21 protein-coding genes, 4 pseudogenes and 1 other annotated feature are annotated in these 20,489 nt (G+C 39.6%); of the genes and pseudogenes, 8 read left to right on the top strand and 17 right to left on the bottom strand.

Features of this window, described 5'->3' with window-relative positions; genetic code table 11:
- The 4 genes and pseudogenes from ACIQZD_RS23855 to ACIQZD_RS23840 all read left to right on the top strand — a co-directional run.
- A pseudogene (locus tag ACIQZD_RS23855) lies at positions 1-276 on the top strand (NAD(P)/FAD-dependent oxidoreductase); the annotation flags it as partial.
- Positions 277-474: 198 nt separating this feature from the next.
- Positions 475-822: a hypothetical protein gene (locus tag ACIQZD_RS23850; RefSeq protein ID WP_402907000.1), complete on the top strand. Its 348-nt coding sequence runs from the start codon at positions 475-477 to the stop codon at positions 820-822.
- Positions 823-936: 114 nt separating this feature from the next.
- Positions 937-2,016: pseudogene (locus ACIQZD_RS23845) on the top strand (CotH kinase family protein); the annotation flags it as partial.
- A gap of 12 nt (positions 2,017-2,028) precedes the next feature.
- Positions 2,029-2,445, top strand: a complete 417-nt coding sequence (locus ACIQZD_RS23840) for an SET domain-containing protein (protein ID WP_241594118.1) — start codon at positions 2,029-2,031, stop codon at positions 2,443-2,445.
- Between the two features lie 52 nt (positions 2,446-2,497).
- On the opposite strand, the gene argS is transcribed toward ACIQZD_RS23840, so the two are convergent.
- The 3 genes from argS to desA form a co-directional block, all read right to left on the bottom strand.
- Positions 2,498-4,177: an arginine--tRNA ligase gene (argS, locus tag ACIQZD_RS23835; RefSeq protein WP_402906998.1), complete on the bottom strand. Its 1,680-nt coding sequence runs from the start codon at positions 4,175-4,177 to the stop codon at positions 2,498-2,500.
- Positions 4,178-4,211: 34 nt separating this feature from the next.
- Positions 4,212-4,430: a binding site (T-box leader), on the bottom strand.
- 67 nt (positions 4,431-4,497) lie between these two features.
- Positions 4,498-5,043 (bottom strand): response regulator, encoded by a 546-nt coding sequence (locus tag ACIQZD_RS23830; RefSeq protein WP_402906996.1) that lies wholly within the window; start codon positions 5,041-5,043, stop codon positions 4,498-4,500.
- Between the two features lie 93 nt (positions 5,044-5,136).
- Positions 5,137-6,168: a Delta(5) desaturase DesA gene (gene desA / locus ACIQZD_RS23825; protein ID WP_402906994.1), complete on the bottom strand. Its 1,032-nt coding sequence runs from the start codon at positions 6,166-6,168 to the stop codon at positions 5,137-5,139.
- Between the two features lie 272 nt (positions 6,169-6,440).
- Here desA and ACIQZD_RS23820 point away from each other — a divergent pair, with 272 nt between their 5' ends.
- Positions 6,441-6,860, top strand: coding sequence for a hypothetical protein (locus ACIQZD_RS23820; RefSeq protein WP_402906992.1), 420 nt, complete (start codon positions 6,441-6,443; stop codon positions 6,858-6,860).
- Positions 6,861-6,927: 67 nt separating this feature from the next.
- Here the strand turns inward: ACIQZD_RS23820 and ACIQZD_RS23815 are convergent, their stop codons facing one another.
- Positions 6,928-7,437 (bottom strand): DinB family protein, encoded by a 510-nt coding sequence (locus ACIQZD_RS23815; RefSeq protein ID WP_402906990.1) that lies wholly within the window; start codon positions 7,435-7,437, stop codon positions 6,928-6,930.
- Positions 7,438-7,930: 493 nt separating this feature from the next.
- Here ACIQZD_RS23815 and ACIQZD_RS23810 point away from each other — a divergent pair, with 493 nt between their 5' ends.
- Positions 7,931-9,340: a LysM peptidoglycan-binding domain-containing protein gene (locus ACIQZD_RS23810; protein ID WP_402906988.1), complete on the top strand. Its 1,410-nt coding sequence runs from the start codon at positions 7,931-7,933 to the stop codon at positions 9,338-9,340.
- 29 nt (positions 9,341-9,369) lie between these two features.
- Here ACIQZD_RS23810 and ACIQZD_RS23805 read toward each other — a convergent pair whose 3' ends face one another.
- Positions 9,370-10,266, bottom strand: a complete 897-nt coding sequence (locus ACIQZD_RS23805; RefSeq protein WP_402906986.1) for a DMT family transporter — start codon at positions 10,264-10,266, stop codon at positions 9,370-9,372.
- Between the two features lie 43 nt (positions 10,267-10,309).
- Positions 10,310-11,443 carry an NADH-dependent flavin oxidoreductase gene (locus tag ACIQZD_RS23800; protein WP_402906984.1) on the bottom strand — a complete coding sequence of 378 codons (1,134 nt, stop codon included), beginning with the start codon at positions 11,441-11,443 and terminating at the stop codon, positions 10,310-10,312.
- A gap of 135 nt (positions 11,444-11,578) precedes the next feature.
- Between ACIQZD_RS23800 and ACIQZD_RS23795 the strand changes: the two genes are divergently transcribed.
- The gene (locus tag ACIQZD_RS23795; protein ID WP_402906982.1) at positions 11,579-12,445 is read left to right on the top strand and encodes a LysR family transcriptional regulator; all 867 of its coding nucleotides are present in this window, start codon (positions 11,579-11,581) and stop codon (positions 12,443-12,445) included.
- Positions 12,446-12,510: 65 nt separating this feature from the next.
- Here the strand turns inward: ACIQZD_RS23795 and ACIQZD_RS23790 are convergent, their stop codons facing one another.
- The 9 genes and pseudogenes from ACIQZD_RS23790 to ACIQZD_RS23750 all read right to left on the bottom strand — a co-directional run bounded on the left by ACIQZD_RS23790 (position 12,511) and on the right by ACIQZD_RS23750 (position 17,829).
- Positions 12,511-12,714 carry a zinc ribbon domain-containing protein gene (locus tag ACIQZD_RS23790; RefSeq protein ID WP_063235873.1) on the bottom strand — a complete coding sequence of 68 codons (204 nt, stop codon included), beginning with the start codon at positions 12,712-12,714 and terminating at the stop codon, positions 12,511-12,513.
- Between the two features lie 184 nt (positions 12,715-12,898).
- Complete coding sequence (locus ACIQZD_RS23785) at positions 12,899-13,441, bottom strand: hypothetical protein (RefSeq protein ID WP_402906980.1); 543 nt, start codon at positions 13,439-13,441, stop codon at positions 12,899-12,901.
- 80 nt (positions 13,442-13,521) lie between these two features.
- On the bottom strand, positions 13,522-13,677 hold the full coding sequence (locus ACIQZD_RS23780) for a hypothetical protein (RefSeq protein WP_402906978.1): 156 nt from the start codon (positions 13,675-13,677) through the stop codon (positions 13,522-13,524).
- Between the two features lie 150 nt (positions 13,678-13,827).
- Entirely contained in the window at positions 13,828-14,787 is a 960-nt protein-coding gene (locus ACIQZD_RS23775; protein ID WP_402906976.1) for an ABC transporter permease, read from the bottom strand.
- On the bottom strand, positions 14,784-15,716 hold the full coding sequence (locus tag ACIQZD_RS23770; RefSeq protein WP_402906974.1) for an ABC transporter ATP-binding protein: 933 nt from the start codon (positions 15,714-15,716) through the stop codon (positions 14,784-14,786). Before ACIQZD_RS23770 ends, ACIQZD_RS23775 begins: the two co-directional genes overlap by 4 nt.
- 343 nt (positions 15,717-16,059) lie before the next feature.
- Complete coding sequence (locus ACIQZD_RS23765; RefSeq protein WP_402906972.1) at positions 16,060-16,296, bottom strand: hypothetical protein; 237 nt, start codon at positions 16,294-16,296, stop codon at positions 16,060-16,062.
- Between the two features lie 49 nt (positions 16,297-16,345).
- Positions 16,346-16,829 (bottom strand): annotated as a pseudogene (locus ACIQZD_RS23760) (GNAT family N-acetyltransferase).
- Between the two features lie 112 nt (positions 16,830-16,941).
- A pseudogene (locus ACIQZD_RS23755) lies at positions 16,942-17,597 on the bottom strand (HAD family hydrolase).
- A 10-nt stretch (positions 17,598-17,607) separates the two neighbouring features.
- Positions 17,608-17,829, bottom strand: a complete 222-nt coding sequence (locus tag ACIQZD_RS23750; RefSeq protein ID WP_402906970.1) for a hypothetical protein — start codon at positions 17,827-17,829, stop codon at positions 17,608-17,610.
- A 96-nt stretch (positions 17,830-17,925) separates the two neighbouring features.
- Between ACIQZD_RS23750 and ACIQZD_RS23745 the strand changes: the two genes are divergently transcribed.
- The gene (locus ACIQZD_RS23745) at positions 17,926-18,723 is read left to right on the top strand and encodes a peptidoglycan-binding protein (protein ID WP_402906968.1); all 798 of its coding nucleotides are present in this window, start codon (positions 17,926-17,928) and stop codon (positions 18,721-18,723) included.
- Positions 18,724-18,815: 92 nt separating this feature from the next.
- Here ACIQZD_RS23745 and ACIQZD_RS23740 read toward each other — a convergent pair whose 3' ends face one another.
- Positions 18,816-19,331, bottom strand: a complete 516-nt coding sequence (locus tag ACIQZD_RS23740; protein WP_402906966.1) for a GNAT family N-acetyltransferase — start codon at positions 19,329-19,331, stop codon at positions 18,816-18,818.
- Between the two features lie 11 nt (positions 19,332-19,342).
- The gene (locus tag ACIQZD_RS23735; RefSeq protein ID WP_402906964.1) at positions 19,343-20,347 is read right to left on the bottom strand and encodes a phosphotransferase enzyme family protein; all 1,005 of its coding nucleotides are present in this window, start codon (positions 20,345-20,347) and stop codon (positions 19,343-19,345) included.
- Between the last annotated feature and the right edge of the window lie 142 nt (positions 20,348-20,489).

Genomic DNA, 20,489 nt, shown 5'->3' with positions numbered 1-20,489 from the left:
GAAGGCGGCCGTCCATACGCTCCTACTGCTCAAAATGCTTGGCAAATGGGTGAGCTTGTTGGTTACAACCTATTCGCAGCCTTTGAAGGCAAGAAACTTGAAGCATTTTCACCTGTAAACTCAGGTACACTTGCGAGCCTTGGCCGTAAGGATGCGGTGGCAACGGTTGGGGCCAATAATACGTCCCTTAAAGGCCTTCCTGCTACATTGATGAAAGAAGCAAGTAATGTTCGCTATCTATCACACATTAAAGCCCTATTCAGCTTGGCTTATTAATTCATGATCGCTGTGACATATTCACGGTACATGCCCTTTATTCCCATTTGGGAGTAAGGGGCATTTTTCATTTAAGAAAAGGCGGACACCCCACTTGAAGGGTCCCCCCATAACTCTACATCACTATGTTTCTCTCCGCCATTTTTATTAGCCCGTTTGTCGTTAACCAACGTTCAAGTTTGTACCATACTGCATATCATGAAATTAACCTTATTAAAGGAGGGGTCTTTATGCCGAAAGGAAAAAAAGGAAAAGGCGGCTCATCTGGCAGCGGTAGCAGCAGCAGCAGCAGCAGCAGCAGCTGTAGCTCATCTACTGGCAGCAAGTCTACTGGCAGCAAGTCTACTGGCAGCAAGTCCACTGGCAGCAAGTCCACTGGCAGCAAGTCCACTGGCAGCAAGTCCACTGGTAGCAAGTCCACTGGCAGCAAGTCCACTGGCAGCAAGTCCACTGGCAGCACTTCCACTGGCAGCACTTCCACTGGCAGCACATCCACTTCAAGTACATCGACTGGATGTGGAAAGAAAAAAAGAAGAAGATAGATAGTTAAATCTAAAAAGCTTCAACTTGATCAATCTGTGATTGATTAAGTTGAATTTTTTCATACATTACATGTTTTTGCTTGACCATAATACATCTTCAAGAAAGGAAGGTGAGTGTATGCCTTATCATATTCCATCTTATTTCTTAATGATTGAAGAAGAAGATCTAGAAGATTTACGTGCGGACGTATGGAGTAATGACCCCATTCCCGCCTATTTGAAAGTGGAAAACGACATTTATGATATCGATATTGCCTATCGGGGCTCTTATACCCGAAAATTCAGGAAAAGATCCTATTGGATTGATTTCATCGACCCAGAAAAATTCTTTGGCGCCCACAAAATCCATCTCAATGCCGAATACAAAGATCCTTCCCTCATTCGCAATAAACTCTCACTCGATTACTTCCAAGACCTTGGAGTTCTTTCCCCCTATAGCCAGCATATTGACTTATACCGTAACGGCTCTTGTAAAGGGGTATATTTACAACTGGAGTCCGTTGATGAATTCTTTTTGGAAAAAAGAGGACTTCCTGCCGGCCCCATTTATTATGCAGTCAACAATAGTGCCAACTTTTCATTGGAAAGGGATGGGAAACCGAAAGATTCCCTTGTATCAGGCTATAAACAAGCGTTTGGAAAACCGTCCGACGATGAATACCTTATTGAATTGATCAGAAAAATCAATACCACCCCGCTTGCCAAATTTCCTGAAGAAGTCTCGCAGCATCTTGATATCCATAAATACTTACGCTGGCTGGCTGGAGCTGTATGTACAATGAATAACGACGGTTTCACCCATAACTATGCATTATATCGCAATAGTGAAACAAACTTATTTGAAATCATTCCTTGGGATTATGATGCCACTTGGGGACGCAAAGTCAGTGGCGGGATCATGGAGCACACATATGTCCCCATTGGAGGAAAAAGGACAAATCACCTTAGTCATCTTCTCTTGCAGGTTCCGGAATACCGTAAGTTCTACAAAGACCTCTTGGTTGAACAATTGGAAACCACATTTACTGTGAATCACATGGAAAATAAAGTATTATCACTGCACCAGGCGATACGCCCCCACATCCTTCTTGATCCATATAAAAAGAATAAAGTGGATCTATTTGATAAGGAACCGGAATTCATCTTCGAATTCATTCGCAATCGCAGTGATTACTTAAATAAGCACCTTGGTGACCTAGATGAAACAAAACTGAAAGCCAAGCAGGACTGGAAAAAAGCCATTGAGGCCGTATCACCAATCTGTATTAAAAATACGGGGAAATATGGCAGGGGAATATATGCGGTAAGGGATATTAAAAAGGATGAACTCATCGAGGCATCACCTGTCATCATTTCACCGAAAAGCGAATGGAAATATTTAAAGAAAACGTCACTCTTTCATCACTGTTTCTATTGGGGAGATGACGATGAAACGGCCATTGCCTTAGGAAATGGATCGCTATTCAATCATTCATACACTCCGAATGCGACGTATGATAATAATTTAGATGATTTAACGATAGACTTTTATGCACATAAAGACATAAAGGCTGGCGAGGAAATCACGATCAATTACAACGGTGAAATTGATGATAAATCTCCCTTATGGTTCGATGTCATCGAGTAAGATTTTAAAGAATCCATTTTGAAAGTCCAAAATGGATTCTTTCATTTTACCTTTACATTTTTTTCGGCGCGGAAATTCCCAATAAACTTAGCGCATCCTTCAATACAATCGCTACTGAAAAAGCGAATGAGAGTTTCATTTGTTTCCATTCATCTTCAACGAGGATTTTTGTATGTGCATAATACTTATTGAATGCACGCGATAAATGCAAGCTGAATTTCGCGATTTGTGATGGGTCCGCTTGTTCAAACGATTTTTGGACAATGCTCGGATATTGCTCCAGCAGCTGGATGACTGGCCACGCATATTCACCTAAAGCGTCAAAAGTGATGGCCTGCTCGTTAAATTCACCTTTTTCAAGCAATGAGGAAATTCGCGCATATGTGTACTGTACATATGGACCCGTTTCTCCCTCAAAATTCATCATTTGTTCCAAAGAAAAATCAATATCGTTCATGCGGTTATTTTTTAAATCATTAAAAATTACCGCTCCGACACCGACCTGTCTTGCAACCAGTTCTTTCTGTTCAAGCGCTTGATTTTTTTCTTCAATATTGCGCTTCGCAGTTTCGATCGCCTCTGCCAATACATCCGCAAGGAGCACGACTTTCCCTTTACGTGTCGACATTTTCTTACCGTCTTTTAACATCATGCCAAAAGCTACGTGCTGTAAGTCTTTTGACCATTCATACCCCATTTTTTCAATGACGTTAAAGAGTTGTTTAAAGTGCAGGGATTGTTCGTTTCCGACAACATAAAATGTTTTCTTCGCCTCATACTGTTTTTTACGATACATGGCTGCAGCTAAATCACGCGTGGCATAAAGTGTCGCACCATCCGTTTTCGTAATCAAACAAGGCGGCATATCTTCCAATTGCACGACATAGGCACCTTCGGATAGGGCAAGTAAGCCTTTTTCTTTTAGTTCCCCGACAACCGCATCCATTTTGTCATTGTAAAACGCTTCGCCGGCATAGGAATCAAAACGGATGCCCAATAAATCATAAATCGTCTCAAACTCTTTTAGAGACGCATCCCTGAACCATTTCCACAATGCCAATGCTTCCTCGTCCCCATCTTCAAGCGACTTGAAGCTTGCGCGTGCTTGTTCATTCAACGATTCATCACTTTCGGCTCTATCATGGAACTTCACATAGATTTTCAATAATTCCTGAATCGGCGAAGCTTCTATCGCCTCTTTGTCGCCCCATAGCTTATACGCGACAATCAACTTGCCGAATTGCGTGCCCCAATCTCCTAAATGATTAATACGCACGGCATTGTAGCCATTTTTTTCGGCGATGTTAGCCAGTGCATTCCCTATGACCGTTGAGCGTAAGTGCCCCATGGAAAAAGGTTTGGCAATATTCGGGGAGGAATAATCAATCACGACATTTCCCTGTACAGGCTGCATCGAACCATACTGATCCTTTTCACTTAATACCGTTTGCAGCACGTTTTCCGTCACCAGCTGTTGATTGACGAAGATATTCAGATAACCACCCACAACGTTCACTTCTTGGATCAACTTACTATTTAATTGTTGGGCTATTTCAGACGCAATCACCTGAGGCGACTTTTTGAATTTTTTCGCAAGAGTAAAGCATGGAAAGGCGACATCACCTAATTCCATCAATTTTGGCTTTTCCATTAATTTTTCTATTTCACTAGCTGGCATTTCATTGTTCAAAGCAGTTGAAATCAATTCTGCAATTGGTTTATTCATCGTCATTTTCCCTCCTAAACAAAAAAGCCCCCGCCTCTAAATAAGAGACGAGAGCATGAATTCCCGTGGTACCACTCTAGTTGCCACAAATTGTGACCACTTTCCATTGTTAACGAGGTGACTCCCCGATATTCCCTACTAAACGGTTCAAGAAATTTCTCCAAAGTGCGCTTCATTCATCCGTCCTGCATTAGGCTCCCACCATCCCTAACTCGCTTTCCAATTCAAAATGAACTACTCTCTTCATCACAGAATTTTCAATATTATAATTTAATCCATCGTACACAATTTAAAAAAACGTGTCAACAGGATTTAAGAAACAAATCCTAACCAGCCGGTAACTTCATTTTATCCTTGATGGTGGAAAAATATTTCCTTACTGTCCCAATTGTGCCGCTTTGCTGATTAGACGCCTCAATTTTTAATTGACCATCGGCTAACAAACCTAACACTCCCATTTCCCGGCCATTATTGCTGGAAGACTCATCTATAAGTTCTGGGGAATATATTCGCTTGCCATCCATTATGCTGCGAATGGAGCAAGCTAACTCTTCACCCGGGCTATCCTTCAATAAATAACCACTTACATTAGCCTTTATTGCGAGTTGAAAATAACCAGTCCTTCGGAATGTCGTTAAAATGACCACTTTACATTCAATTGACCTTAATGCTTCTGCTGCCTCAAGTCCGCTCATTACAGGCATCTCCATATCCATGATACAAACATCAGGCTGTAATTGGTGGACAAGGGCCACCGCTTCTTCTCCATTACCGGCTTGCCCGACAATTTCTATATCTTCTTCAAGATTGAGTAGAGAACTTATTGCCTCTAAAAGCATTTGCTGATTCTCTGCAATGACAATTCGAATCATTTTAAGTTCTCTCCTTTATCGAGTTCCTTATATGAAGCAAAGACTCCCCCAAATCCGAGGATTATTAAGGGAGTCTGGAATGATACATGAACGTTACAGTTCAGATTTCACTTGGGCGGGAACACTTTTTTTCGTTAAATATTTTATATCTTTGAAACCGATAAAATTCTTGGATTCCTCATCCCATAAACGGAAACGGAGTGAGCGCAAGCTTGTCGCAAGAGTAATCGTTGGAACGTTCTCTAAAGGCTGCGTATTATTGTGCGCCATTTCCAATTTATAGTTAGGTACCCTTGGACTTAAATGGTGAACATGATGGTAACCGATATTACCAGTAAGGAATTGCATCAGTTTTGGAAGCTTATAAAAAGAACTTCCCTCCACTGCTGCCAATACATATTCCCACTCCTCATTTTCTTCAAAATAAGAGTCCTCAAATGTATGCTGGACGTAAAACAGCCAAATGCCGACTGAACCAGAAATCATGAAAATGGAACCTTGTACCAGAAGGAACGACTGCCAGCCTACTGCCAGGCAAAGCAATGCCGCTAAAACGACGATTAATGCATTCGTCAAATACGTATTATTTTTTTCCTTCTTTCTAGCACCTTTACGGTTAAATCTATTTTTAAGAAGGAAAACATAAATTGGTCCCAAACCAAACATAACAATTGGATTGCGATAAAAACGATAGGCAAAACGAAGTTTAAACGGTGCAGCCAAATACTCATCGACAGTAAGGGTCCAAATATCCCCTGTACCCCGCTTATCCAAATTACCGCTTGTTGCGTGATGCACAGAATGCTCATGTCCCCATTGATCGAACGGGAATAAAGTCAAAACACCCATGATCGTCCCGACTATTCTATTCGCACGGCGGTTTTTGAAAAATGAATGATGCGTACAATCATGAAATATGATGAATATTCTTGTCAAGAAGCCAGCAGCAAACACAGCTGGAATTAAAGCTAACCAATAAGAAACGGAAAGACTTATATATGCCAGGTACCATAAAATAATGAATGGCCCCAAGGTATTGATGATCTGCCATATACTTTGCTTTGTCGTTGATTGTTCAAAAGGAGCAATTTGTTTTCTCAAGTTTTTCGTATTTTGCAAGGTCATTATTCAATTGCACTTCCTTTTATTTGTCGTTATTACTTAGTATAAAGAAATCAACCTGAAATTATTAGTACCAGGTGTCATGACTAGAAGATGACAAATGTCATGTACAAGTCATTTCCAACGGCAAACAAAAAACTGTCAAAAATATATTATTTAACAATATAATAGTAAGTAAAATGTTTTTGGGAGATGTTTATTATCGACTAATGCTACTTATGATAGGCTTAGACTATAAGGAGTTACCAGTAGAAAAACTATAAAGGGGGATTAGATTGGATAAGGAAATGGAGAAAATAATTGTAAAATCATTTTTCACCAAAAGGCTCCAAGATAGAGTTCTGTTCGAATTGTCTTCAGCCAAGAAGCGCAAAGATGCCTTAAGTCGTCTTTGTCATACTTACAGAACAACTCTTCGTGAAGAGTATATCATTGATATTCCAAAACCTAATTCAGATCCAATAGATATAGCTAAGTTACTGAAACAGAATGGTGCTGAACACTCTTGTTATGTAATATCCTGGGATGAAGATATTGATGGTAAGGAGCTACCCTTATTAACCGCCTTAGAAAAAGCTGTTGGGATGGGAATGCCTTCAATCATATCCTGTATACCAAATAAACTCGCTTATTTTGAAGCTGAACAAGAAGTCCTTCCATCTCCAAGATTTTTACTTAAAAGAAACCATATATAATTGCACACACAAATAGGACTACCAATTTAATAGTCCTATTTTTTAGATAACCTGAATTGAAATCCAGTTACTCCCCTTTTAAAAATAAATAAAGACCGTAATCCGTCGAAGTAGAGACATAACCCATTTGGCGCAACATGGCTGTGATATTGCCGCGGTGATATGTTCCATGATTCACGACATGCGGTACCAATTCAGCTGCACTTGTTTTCATTAGGCCGCCAGCTGGATTCTCAATTATAAGAGGCTTATCTAAATTTTCTTTTTGGCTAAGCAGCGCTTTGTACCGACCGGACAACTCAAAAAACATGATCTCCATTTCCTCTAATTCCTTTGACTCTGTTTGTTCCTTCAGTTGTTCTGCCAGCTCCAATGCATGGTTCATGCTTTTACCGGAAAAAACCTCCACCCACCCCAGATCGGAAAGATACACATGGGCCATCACACTCGATATAGATGGAAACACACTTTGTACTTCTTGATGGTAAACATCCTTTGGAATCTCTTTTAAGCGGTTGAAAATCTGATTATTTGCCCATATGTTGAAATCATAAAACTGTAATGCAAAATTTGACATAAAAAATCTCCCCTTCTTCATATACGGACTAGAACTTACTAATTAAATGTCCTTCATACGGAATAATTCGTCCTTCAGTGAAATAATTCGACCTACGCAAGGATTAATTCGACCTACGAACGGATTAATTCGACCTACACATGAATTAATTCGACCCACGCAAGGATTAATTCAACCCACAGCGAAATAATTCGACCTACGCAAGGATTAATTCAACCCACGAACGGATTAATTCGACCTACACATGAATTAATTCAACCCACGAACGGATTAATTCGACCTACACGAAGGTTAGAAATGCCTTTCCACAATGTACCTCTATTTTAAAGCTATTCTCCATAGTAAACTAGTAAAGTTAAATTTTACAAAGGGGAATAAAATAATTTTGAAAAAATTCTTTGGATGTTTTATTATGTTAACCCTTCTTTGTATGTGTCTCTTTCCAACCAGTGGTCATTCATCAAGTAAAACCCAATACATAGGTTCTGTTAAAGTGGACAATACAAAAGTTTTTAGTTCTCCTAAATTAGGTTCTACTCTATTAAAGACATTAAAAAAGGGCGAGACGTTTCCCATCATTTCTTCTTCCGTTGGGGATTCCGCGGGGCCTATTATTCATAAAGTAAAGACTGGAAACACATTATGGAAAACAGCAAATCAATATGGTGTTACAGTAAGTGCGCTACAAAAAGAAAATAAATTAACTTCTTCCGAAATAAATGTCGGCCAAAACCTGAAGATTCCCCAAAAGTATAAGATCCATAAGGTTGTATCAGGAGATACATTGTGGAGGATTTCCACTAAATACAAGGTAACCACAAGTGATTTGACGAAATTAAATAACTTAAGTTCGGTTACCCTTAAAGTTGGCCAAAAATTGAAGGTTCCGGATTATTACTACCAGGTTCAATTGCTTGGAGGAAAAAAGGGATGGATAAAGAAATCCCAGCTTCAAAAAAAGGCGCAAAACCGTATCGTCATGGGCTGGAAGCATAATGGATCGAAAGAAAACTATACGCAGCAAATTAAACAACCCAATTTAAATGTAGTATCTCCCCGTTCTTATACACTGACGGATACCGGTAATTACGTTTCCGTTTCTGTAGATACAAAATACGTCCAATCTGCTCATAAACTAGGAAAACAAGTTTGGCAGCTTATCGGTAATACATTTGACCCTGTTTTAACCGGTTCTATACTAGGCAGTACAAAAAAACGCCAGAAATTAGTTTCAGCTTTACGTGAATCACTTGTTATAACTAACAGTGATGGAATAAATGTAGATTTTGAAAACATCGATCCAAAAAACAAGAAGCACTTTGTACTTTTCATAGGCGAACTGAAAAAGGCACTAAAACCGCATGGAATTAAAGTGTCTGTGGATGTCACCCGAGAAAATGACGACCCTTTTTGGTCAAAAAGCCTGGATAGGAAAGCACTTGGCAAAATAGCGGACTATATAATCATTATGGGTTATGATGAGCATTGGGGAGGTAGCCCAGTAGCCGGGTCCGTTTCCTCGTTACCTTGGATCAAAGAAGGAACCAAGCTTTTAATGAAAGAAGTACCTGCTCATAAGATCATATTGGCTGTACCATTTTATACGCGAGAATGGGTAACCGATTTATCGACCAAAAAAGTGAAAAGTCATGACCGTACCATGGCAGAGGTCAACAAAATCATTTCATCTCACAAACTTAAAAAGGTATGGGATAAAAAGACTCAACAAAATTACGTGGAGTATACTTCCAAAGGGAAAAAGCATCAAATTTGGATTGAGGATAAAAAATCAATGAAGCTCCGGATTGACCTGGTAAAACAAAATCATCTAGGCGGTGCAGCTGCTTGGTACATTGGATCAGAAACCCCTGACATTTGGGATGTCTATCATTTTAATCAATAGGTTAATAGAAAACCCAAAGGAAAAAGGCCTCACATTGTGTGCGGCCTTTTCTGCATGACATCATTTTCAGTCGGTCTTGTCGTCTTAAGTGAATAAAGCACACCAATAAATATCAATGTAATACCCAAAATTTGAATACCGTCCGGTTGAAATCCTGAAAGCAGAATATCCAAAAGTATGGCAACTGCCGGATCTACAAAAATCATGAAAGATACTACATTTGTAGGCAAATGGCGAATACTATTAAAAAACAGCAGATACACGACGCCTGTATGAATGATGCCAGTAAGTACCGTATAAAACCATTCGGAAGATTTTAATGTTGTGTATACTGAAAAATCGACAAATGGAATCAGTAATAGAAATCCAATGAACATTTGCAGAAAAGTGGTCGCATATACACTGGTCTTTGTAATGCTCTTTCCTAAAAGCATGGTTGCCGCATAGAAAAATGCCGCAATGATCCCATACATGATGCCTTCCCATTCAGGAGATGATGATCGAAATCCATCTGTTCCCATAATGAGTAATGTGCCAATGAAGCAAAGGGAAATGGCCAGGATGGAGAATAAACTCATTTTCTCCTTAAAGATGAAGCTCCCTATAATGAGTACAATGATCGGTGCTAAATGATAAAGCGAAATGGCAATTGTCACCGATATCAGCTCAAAAGATTTAAAGAGAAATATCCAATTTAACAAGTTTGCCACCGCGCAGAAAATGATGAGCATTACTTCTCTACCATTCCATATTTCGTTCTTAATATGTCCTGTAATCATCCAGGCTGCACATAAGAATATGGCAGCACAAATGCAGCGTACAAAAACCAGTTCCAATGCGGGAAGTCCTGATAGTTCTGAAAAGAAACCGACAGAACCAAAGATTGTCATGGCTAGAGACAGTTGAAGAAGTGCTATTTTATTCATTTAATTTCCCCTCATAAAATTTCCATTTTTTACATTCATATTATCATTTCTCGGGCATGCCGTCACGAGTAATGATATTCGCCCACATTTGATTAGGAATACTTAATTTACACCTGCTATCGCGCGGCAAAGTCGTCATGATCTCGTCTTCCCTGCCTTCCTTTATTTTGGCGGCCCAGTCCGGTTCCATGAGTAATTCTCTTCCTAATGCGAAAAGGGGTATATCTTTCTCAAGCACAGCATTTGCTTCCTCTGGAGTATGAATCGATCCAAGTGATATGAAACTGGTTCTGCCAGCGATGATATCGCGAAAAATTTCGCTCCTTGTTAACCCCTTGTTCAATCCGCTTCTGGGGATGGACCAGACATTTTTCACTGAAAGATGTAAATAGGAAAGCCCTTGGTTTGCCAATTTATCTACCAACGCAGCTGTATCATCCATTTTCAATCCGCCTTCTTCCGGTTCTTCGGGGGAGAAGCGATATCCAATAACGAATTCCTTGTCTGCGTATAGATCACGGATCCGCTTCACTTCCGCGATGACGGCAAGTGGAAAATGCATTCTATTCTCCAAACTCCCTCCCCAATGATCTCTCCGTCTGTTAGAGTGGGATGAGAAAAACTGCTGAAGGAGATATCCATTCGCTCCATGGATTTCCACGCCGTCGAATCCTGAACGAATGGCATGGCGGGTGGCTCTTCCAAAGTCTTGAATAGTGGATAGAATCTCAGTGTGGCTCATCGACCTTGGAATGTACTCCCCGCCCATTTCTTTATAAACGCTTGCAACGACTCCGCTAGGACTAACCATTTTTTCTCCGCCTGTACAGCTTGGAAGGCTCTCGCTTCCGCCATGATGAAGCTGGAGAATGGCTTTTGCACCTTTTGATTTAATTGTTTTTGAAAGCTGCGTGAGTCCAGCTATGCTTTGTTCATCATATACTTTCATTTGCCGGGGAAAGCTTGTCGCAACAGGGGAAATGGCGGCAGCGGCAGTAATGAACATGGCTGGTCCATCTGCCCTTCTTTTATAGTAAGCTAATTCCTGGTCAGAAACCAAGCCATCCTCTTGACCTGAATAAGTGGTCATCGGCGCAACTACAATCCTGTTTTTAAGAACCGTTCCATTAGAAAGCGTGTACGGTGAAAAAATTTGCTCGTATTTCCGTTTCATCATTTTCCATCACCCATTCGTATTTTATTTTTGTAATTTTATTGTATTCTCGACCAATCCATAAGTAAAATGAATGTTTTTCATTATTTGGATTAGAGTTTCTCATGTATAATTCATTAGAAGAAAGGTGTGGGGCATTTGAATTTTTTTCAGTTGGAAGTCTTTTTACATGTTGTTGAACATGGAAGTTTTACGAAAGCGGGAGAACGGATCGGACTGACTCAATCAGGCGTTAGCCATAACATTACAGCACTTGAAACGGAACTTGGTGTGACTTTATTAAAGCGTGACCGCAAAGGTATATCACTCACGACTGCGGGAGAACAGGTTATTCCACATATGCGGGCCATCGCTGCTAACCTTGCACATATCGAGCAAAAGATTGCAGCTGTGAATGGAATGGAAATCGGGAAAATAACGATTGGCAGTTTTCCAAGCTTCACTGCCAGATTCATACCGCAGCTATTCTCTGCCTTTAAAGAAAAATACCCTAATATCGATTTGCTGATTCATGAAGGTGGATACGAGGAAATCTTAAAATGGATCGAAGAAGGAACAGTGGACATCGGCTTTGCAGCAAAACCAGTGAAGAATGTGGAATTCATACCTTTGCTAAATGATCCTTTATCAGCTGTCTTATACGAAGGCCATCCACTTTCAGGGAAAACCTTAATTAACCTAGAAGACTTCGTTGATCAACCATTCATCATGCTGCGATCCGGCTGCGAAACACTCATAGAAGATAGATTCCTGGAAGCCAAGATAAAACCAAACATTTCATACGACATTAAAGACAATCAAACGGTGCTCTCAATGGTAGCAGGAAAATTAGGCATCACGATTATGCCCGACCTGGCTTTACCGGAAAAACCCGAACGCATCAAAAGCCTGCCCTTGAATCCGGAACTTTCCCGGGAGATTGGATTGGTCATGAAATCATCTAAACACCTTTCACCCGTCGCTAAGGAATTTACAAAAGTCGTTCAAGACCACTTCGTCGGGTAATGGGCATTGCGAAAAAAACAAGAATCCCCTTTTCATGAAAAAGGGGATTCTTTTCGTGCCAGTGATCATCCAAAGAATAGATCCAGCAGATTACTGCCTGCAGATGATTGCTTATTATAAAACTCCGAATAACCGCACTGCTTGCAATACACAACCGTAAATTGATTATTCTGGACATCGAACATTTTTGATAAGCCTGTTCCTGTCATGGCTACATCCTTCTTGGCAGCATCATTGCTTCCGCATTTCATACAACCCTTTTCGCTCATGATCCTTCATCTCCCAATCTATATAAATACCGGTCCAGCACCGTACATAATTAAATATACGGATAAAGTAATGAATGGTTTCAGAACTTATAAAAAAGTGGAAACTAATTCCTTGAACCTACTCTTTATCGCATCGCTTTCTTAAACGGCAAAACCCTTAATCGAGGACACTCGTGAAAAAACATTAAATGACATCTGCATCATCCAATCGTATTTCAGCGACCCTTCCACCTGAAACACACCAGAATTCTAAGGTAATATTTCGTTTATGGTCAATGTATCCGATAATATCGGCTCCCTGTTCATAACTTTTATAATAATGATCTCCATACTTCTTAAGAACGTCCGCTTTCTTACTTCCTAATTTAATACCTTTGCTTGTTTGAAGGGCGTTTTCAAATTGATCGTCTTCCGTACTTGAAATGATCAACCGCATGATTTTCCCTTTATCCTCGTCTGTATTGATAGAGGCCGTTTTTAACCCGCCTTTCCAATAAAAATAATCATACGTATTATTGTTATCCCGATCGATGGGTTCACCATATTCCCTAATGAATTCTGGACTCGATATGTTATCCAACACTTTAAATCCCCCGATGGATTCATCAGACAAATCTGTTGATTTTGTCAATTTTTGAGAGAATGTCGAGAACACATAGAGCCCTAATGCTGTTCCAATAATAATAAGTAAAATGACTAACTTTCGTTTATCATGCCTTTTCCCCATCTTTAAATCTGCTCCATCTCTATCAGATTATTTCCGCGCAGGCCGCAATTAAATAGTGTATTGTACATATGTAAATGGAGCTACTGACTAGCAAACAGGTAAGAACTGATCCCCATTACGAACCCTCCGCCTATCCCGATCACTACGCCAGCAACTGTCCATTGTGATATCATCATGCCTATTAGAAATAAAGAAAATCCGATAAGCCCAATTAATAGAACCTTATTTTTATTCATTTTCCACCCCTATACCCAACTAAATATCCTCATATTATCTTATACGGATAAATTTGGATAAAGTTTCACTTTATGCCAGATTCAAAGCGCAACTTTCCTTTTGCATAAGAAAAACCGAAATCAGCCACTGATTTCGGTTTTTCGCTCTATTTAATTCGTGATATCTTTTTTCTGGAAGAAGAAGAAAGTTAGCGCTAAAAAGATAAGATAATAGATTCCCAGTACACCCATCGAAAATCCAAGTGTAGCTCCATCGAACATTTCTATGGTTCCGGAAATATAGCCCCTTAAATCAAGGTGGGGGAATAAGACGAATTTTAACCACTCGTATTTACCGATGAATGATTGAATGACCATATTTAATGTCGAAGAAGCAAATAGGATGAAAATGGATATACCTACTGCAAGTGCTTGGTTTTTAAATAATGTGCTTAACATGAAAGCGATTGTCGTGATGACCAGGAATCCTGGTATCCAGTAAACGATCATGTCCACGAAATAGTCGCCGACTACCACCGGACTGAATTCACCGAAAGATGCAGGATCTAGAATTTTGTCTGAATACGAGCCATTGCCAAAGAATATGATTCCGATTAGATAACTGAATATAAGCAGGCTCGCCAGTAATAACGCTGCAAATAACAGGGAAGTAATATATTTGGAAAGTAGGATCTTCCAACGTTTATATGGCCTGATCAACAGTTGTTTAATGGTGCCATCCGAAAATTCCGAGGAAACGAGCGAGCTGCAAACAATAACGACGAATAAAGTGACAAATGATGTTAAAGATGTAGTCCATTCCGCCATATAGGTCCAATTCGTGTTTAAGTCAGGGTTTATATTATCAGCCAACAGCTGCTTGTTGAGATTAATCTCTTCCATGATCATGGCTTTTTCATCTTCACTGATTTCCTTAGCTTCCAAAGCCTTTTGCTGTTCTTGTATATCTGCCTTTAATTCTTGCTTCCAATCTTTACTCGTTTCTTCGGGACTTAGTTTATAATCGATGACTGCAGCCCCTAATGCTGCCAATAAAAGAAAAGCGATGAATATATAAGTTGATACTTTTGAAAAGATTTTCATCCATTCATTTTTTACTAAGGACATCATACAGACTCCCTCATTTCCTGCTCAGTGATTTCAAAGAATTTATCTTCCAGTGACTTTCTCGTAATGCCAATTTCATATACATCCAGTTGATTTCCATTGAAGCTCCTGTTTATATCGGCCGTTTGTTCTCGAGTGGCCGATACGGAGATTGTCTTCGCATCATATTTGAGAATCGTAATATCCGCAAACTGTTCTTGAAGGATTTTTTTAGCTAGCTTCCCATCACTGACAGTGAATGAAACTTCATTGATCGTTTCGGTTTTTTCATCAACAATATGTTCTTTCGTATGTATCAGTTTTCCCTTTTCGATAACGGCAAAACTATCACACATCAATTGCATTTCCGATAGTAAATGTGATGAAATCAATATCCCGACGCCTTCACTTGCCAGTACTTTCAAATAATCACGAAACTCGCGAATCCCTTGCGGATCCAATCCATTCGTCGGTTCATCAAAAATCAATAACGACGGTTTATGTAAAATGGCCTGTGCCACGCCAAGGCGCTGACGCATTCCTAATGAATATGTTTTAACCTTCTTATCGATGGCATGATCCAGTTTGACAAGCTTAATGACCTCTTCTATTCTCTCATTGGATATGTCATTGGATGACATTCGGGCATAATGCAGGATATTCTTTCTGCCTGTCATGTACTTATAAAACTCCGGGTTTTCAACAATGGCCCCCAATTGATTCATCGCACCTTCGAAATCATTATCGAGGTCACTGCCATTGATCATGACAGTACCGCCCGTACGATTGATGAGACCTGTGATCATACGGATGATCGTGGTCTTACCAGCTCCATTCGGACCAAGCAAACCAAATATTTCATTGCTTTTTATTTCAAAGCTAACATTGTCTACGATGGTTGCTTTTCCAATTTTTTTAGTTAAGGATTGAACCTTAAGAACCGATTCAGACATATAATACCTTCCTTTTTTTGTATTTTCCAAAATAACACAAATTCAACATTACCATATTATGCATATTATTACTATACTGATATTCTTCTATTTGAATAAAAACACCCCTTGAATCAGCTGCAATCAATAGATTTGAATTTTATGGTTTCCCGTTCTTGACCTTATTGTGAAATAACATCTAGCCTTCCGTCGGCGTCAACTTCCACGCCCCATAATTCCCATTATCATAAACACTGCCATCACTTTTTTTCTTCGAAATAGCAACAACTCCTATATATCGTTACCATTTAATACGATTCCGCAAGAATAAAGTTTCAGGATTATTTTAACTAATAAGGAAAATTTACCACAATTTAAACAATATATAGGCAAATCCGATAGAAATGGCCAGACCCATTGCAAATAGAAGGATTTTTCTAATAACGGAAGGTAAGAGCTTATATATCATCATTAAAATTACATCGATGAAATTCGTTGGTGTGCCGATCTCTTTGATCTCTTTCTTTTTGCCAAAAATGGAGAACCACATTACAAAAAGACCGCATAAAATAAAAATGATGGAAAAAATCTTATATCCCATTGTCTGTCACCCGTTTCCTCATAGGCTAAACGATATTGTAATTATTATCTTAACTTTCAAGTTTCAAAATGAATTCTTCAACCTCTTTGCCTCTTGCATGGGAATATCTTTTGTCTTCATCAAATCTTTCAAATCCGCATTTCTCCAGCACCAAGATTATCCTTGGCTGCGCGGGCATATAGAGGGCGGACTTTTATTTTCGGCAAAAAATGGAGCAGTGCACCTTTAGCGATTCCTTTCCTCCAATATTGCTTCCCGATCCAATAACTCACTTCCGGGTTACCAAACTGTTCAAACTTGAGAATGCTGCCCGCAACACATCCGTTGTGGATTATGGTCATTTTTTGAATATCCCGGTTCAATAAGATGTTCTTCCAGTGTGACAAAAAAGCCGCCTTGTCTGATGGATCTTTAGATGTGAAAGCAGCCATATAGCTTGCGGCAGGATCCAATTGCAGCTCGAAAAAGATAGGAAGATCACTCTCCTTGACCTCCCGCAGCCGGACTCCTTCGTCATTGATATGCAATCCCATAAACTCGCCCTCCCACCAAAATATAACTTTCATTAAACCCAGAAAAACCGAAGACTCTGCCATCTTCGGCGCGGTTTCATTCCTTTATCATACTATACTTTCCTTCGAACGCTTATTGCTCAATATGTTTTATGACGTCAGACAAGCTCTTATCCACCATGGAACGGAGGCGTAAATGATGATTTTCAAAAGCTAAAGCTTCCGTCACGGGATTAGGAACGATCACACACTTTAAACCAGCAGTCAGGGCCGCTTGAAGCCCATTTAACGAATCTTCAAATGCTACGGCTTCTGTCGGCTGAATGGCCAGAACTTCAATTGCCTTTAAATACAAATCAGGCGCTGGTTTTACTTTTTCAACTTCATCCCCTATGATAATAACTACAAAATAGTGTAACAGTCCGAGTTCCCTCAAATGATGAGTGACCCACTCTTTTGGCGAGCTTGAAGCGAGGGCGATTTTATATGCATTTCTTTTTGCTTCTTCTAAATAATCCTTTACACCTTCACGTGCCTGTGATGTTTTCATTTTTACTTCATGGAGGCTTTTTGCTCTGGATTCAATTTCTTCAATATAACACCTTACCCCCAGCTGATCTTTAAAGTACTGATTAAGTTCAGTATTATCCGTTCCGTTACATGTAACGAAATGTTCGAGGGGCAAATAAGATTCATAAAAAGCCATCGTTTCCTTATAAGCCTCATCTCATACCAAGCTGTTTCCGTGTCTAAAATTAAACCATCAAAGTCGAAAATAACTGCTTTAATCAAAATGATTTCATCCTTCTAATTTATCCCTTAAAAACACACTGAGCAGCAGCATATGCTTCATAGCTATTTCTCTTAACTTAAACGTACATGAATGAATGACCTTGTTCAACCAAACGGTTCCGTTCGTTCCATATGAATCCTGATTATTTTCCGGAATTCGCCAATTAATAAGGATATGGTAACCCGATCTCCGCCTCATTTCTTTTCTTTCTGTTACATGTTTTAACAATTACTTAGTGCCTTCGCGGTGTTTTTCCTTAACTGCGCCTAAAAGGGTGATAGTTTAACGAATGGTTTAATGCAGGAAACAACGAGGAGGATAAACATGAAGAAAATATTATTAACGATCCTAACGGCTTCTGTATTCATTCTAGGAGTTTGCATGCCAACTAAAGGCGAAGCCGCTGCTTTGGATCGCACACTTTCATTTGGGATGAGTAATAGTGATGTTAAACAATTACAAGAATTATTACTGACAAAAGGGGTTTTTCCCTATCATGAAGCAACAGGTTATTACGGACCGATTACAAAAGAATCCGTAAAGAAGTTCCAGGAAAGATCAGGGCTGAAAGCCGATGGAATAGCAGGAACACAAACGAATCAGAAAATACAGGTCCTTAAAAGCGGGGATATGGGAAGGCCTGTAGCTGAACTGCAAAGGCTATTGAAAGCCTGGGATGTTTACTCATCAACGGTCGATGGCATTTATGGATCAGGTACAAAGCAAGCCGTTATCAACTTTCAAAAGCAAAAGGGTTTATCAGCTGACGGTATAGCCGGTGCCCGGACCTTCAGTAAATTAGAAGAAAGAGCAAGTTCGGCAAGTTCAGCCGTTAAAGAACTGACGGTAACAAGTACAGCATATACAGCGAGCTGCGAGGGATGTTCAGGCACTACAAGAATGGGCGTCGACCTAATAAAATATGATGATGCCAAACTGATTGCAGTTGATCCGAACGTAATTCCGCTAGGCTCCATCGTTGAAGTCGAAGGCTATGGACAAGCCATCGCTGCAGACACGGGCGGTGCGATCAAAGGAAACAGAATCGATGTCTTCATCGCGAAAGAAGCGGATGCTTTAACGTGGGGAAGAAAGCAAGTGAAGGTAAGAGTAATTAAATAATGCATGACATAAATATCGTTTCACTATAAAAATAGATACATAACAAAACAGGAAGAGCATGTATTGAATCCATTCATGCTCTTTCGGTCTGATTAAACGAATTTGTACATGATAATATCATCAACGTATTCACTTACGCTCATCTTGAATTCTTTAATTTTACGGCCTTCTTCTACAAACCCCAGCCTTTTATACAATGATATTGCCCGATGATTTGTTGAAAAAACTCCTAAACTCACCTTTTCAATCAAAGGATTGGCTTCTGCCCAATCCAATAACGCTTCAATAAGCTCTTTTCCAATGCCCATCCCTCTGAAATTTTTTCTAATCATCACCCCAAATGAGCCCTTGTGGGACATTCTCTTCCTATTTTCCGATTGAAAGGCTATCCATCCAACCACTTCATCATTCATTTCGGCCACGATGATGGTTTCCCGTTCATTTTCCAATAACCTTCGTATCCAATCTCGTTGCTGTTCATGTGTTTTATTGAACTCCTCCGATACGGCAATAAAATACTCGCCTTCGGAAATAACGGAATTCTGTACATCCAAAACCGCTTCCGCATCTTCCAATACACCAGTCCGGGTCATATATGCACCTGACATTCCAATCCCCCTTAATGAACCATGTTCGGATCGAAGTGAACAATAGGACGACCTTCGATGATTCTTTTTTCGATATTTTGAACGGTTTTGGATAATGAACTATCGGCATTCTTCAAATCATACTTTTTATGAAAAAAGTTATATAACGTTAGATCCCTTAGCTTTAAAAATAGTGGAATCGTTTCGTATTCCACAGGTGCCAGGATATTTTCCGTCTCATAACCTTTTATGAATTCCCTCATGAACTTGGCAGCATATTCATCGAGCCCTTTTATTCCTTCACGTTCCAAGCTCCACATCAGATAGTACAGAGGTATGGCCAAATCGCTGGCAAACCAATGATAAGAACAGTCATCAAAGTCAAAAACATGAATCTTCCCCTCATGATAATGGAAATTGCCGTTATGTATATCAGAATGAATCAAGCCAAAATTATCTTGATGAACGGGAAGGGCATTTAATTTCTCCTTGATTACTTCTTGTTGGTGCATCATTTGCTCCGGTACATCGGATTGATAGAGCTGGACATTCAATAATTCTTCTTCATGCCAATCCAGCCTTTTATATTCCGCTTCTGGCTTATAACTTTTAGTTTGTTTATGCATTTGGCCAATGGTTCTTCCCCATTCAAAAAATAAATGTTCGTTGAATTTTTCATCGGTGACTTTCATTCTTACACCAGGAGCTTTTTCAAACAGGCAACAATAAAATTCCGTACCATCCGAGCCCTTTACAATTTCAACTAAGTTATTATCTTTCGAAAAGAGAACTTTAGGAATTTCACTACCATTATTCTGTAAATGCTCAATCCACTTTAACTCAGCAAGCACTTGAACTTTTGTACGATGTGATTGATGTGTCATTCTTAAGATGTATGGCGTTCCATCCCTGTAAACCTCAAATACGTAGTTCTCTGCATCTCCAAGTTTAACCGGATTCCCCGCATTCACTTGAAAAAAATCTCCAGCCAACTTCACCAATTCATTAGAAAAAATCCGCTCTACCGCTGCTTCCATGATACTCACTCCCAATATTGATATTGCTAACTTATTAATAAAAATGATTTATACTATGCTTTATACGATACCAAGATGCCTTTTCCCTTTATTTGTATATTATTGTTTTTTATAAATCTTTGGACTTTGCTCCCTTCCCTGA

The sequence above is a fragment of the Peribacillus sp. NPDC096447 genome (assembly GCF_044762725.1).
In the GTDB taxonomy this organism is placed as follows: domain Bacteria; phylum Bacillota; class Bacilli; order Bacillales; family DSM-1321; genus Peribacillus.
Note: the sequence above shows the minus strand (reverse complement) of the source record. Positions and strands in the feature narration are given on the sequence as shown.

Bases quoted from the DNA above. Each gene is read 5' to 3' on its own strand.
- ACIQZD_RS23770 (WP_402906974.1), bottom strand. From the start codon at position 15,716: ATGTCTGAATCGGTTCTTAAGGTTCAATCCTTAACTAAAAAAATTGGA.
- ACIQZD_RS23740 (WP_402906966.1), bottom strand. From the start codon at position 19,331: ATGTCAGGTGCATATATGACCCGGACTGGTGTATTGGAAGATGCGGAA.
- ACIQZD_RS23790 (WP_063235873.1), bottom strand. From the start codon at position 12,714: ATGAGCGAAAAGGGTTGTATGAAATGCGGAAGCAATGATGCTGCCAAG.
- ACIQZD_RS23815 (WP_402906990.1), bottom strand. From the start codon at position 7,437: ATGTCAAATTTTGCATTACAGTTTTATGATTTCAACATATGGGCAAAT.
- ACIQZD_RS23765 (WP_402906972.1), bottom strand. From the start codon at position 16,296: ATGGGATATAAGATTTTTTCCATCATTTTTATTTTATGCGGTCTTTTT.
- ACIQZD_RS23830 (WP_402906996.1), bottom strand. From the start codon at position 5,043: ATGATTCGAATTGTCATTGCAGAGAATCAGCAAATGCTTTTAGAGGCA.
- ACIQZD_RS23775 (WP_402906976.1), bottom strand. From the start codon at position 14,787: ATGATGTCCTTAGTAAAAAATGAATGGATGAAAATCTTTTCAAAAGTA.
- ACIQZD_RS23745 (WP_402906968.1), top strand. From the start codon at position 17,926: ATGAAGAAAATATTATTAACGATCCTAACGGCTTCTGTATTCATTCTA.
- ACIQZD_RS23800 (WP_402906984.1), bottom strand. From the start codon at position 11,443: ATGATGAAACGGAAATACGAGCAAATTTTTTCACCGTACACGCTTTCT.
- ACIQZD_RS23805 (WP_402906986.1), bottom strand. From the start codon at position 10,266: ATGAATAAAATAGCACTTCTTCAACTGTCTCTAGCCATGACAATCTTT.
- ACIQZD_RS23735 (WP_402906964.1), bottom strand. From the start codon at position 20,347: ATGGAAGCAGCGGTAGAGCGGATTTTTTCTAATGAATTGGTGAAGTTG.
- ACIQZD_RS23850 (WP_402907000.1), top strand. From the start codon at position 475: ATGAAATTAACCTTATTAAAGGAGGGGTCTTTATGCCGAAAGGAAAAA.
- desA (WP_402906994.1), bottom strand. From the start codon at position 6,168: ATGACCTTGCAAAATACGAAAAACTTGAGAAAACAAATTGCTCCTTTT.
- ACIQZD_RS23780 (WP_402906978.1), bottom strand. From the start codon at position 13,677: ATGAATAAAAATAAGGTTCTATTAATTGGGCTTATCGGATTTTCTTTA.
- argS (WP_402906998.1), bottom strand. From the start codon at position 4,177: ATGACGATGAATAAACCAATTGCAGAATTGATTTCAACTGCTTTGAAC.
- ACIQZD_RS23785 (WP_402906980.1), bottom strand. From the start codon at position 13,441: ATGGGGAAAAGGCATGATAAACGAAAGTTAGTCATTTTACTTATTATT.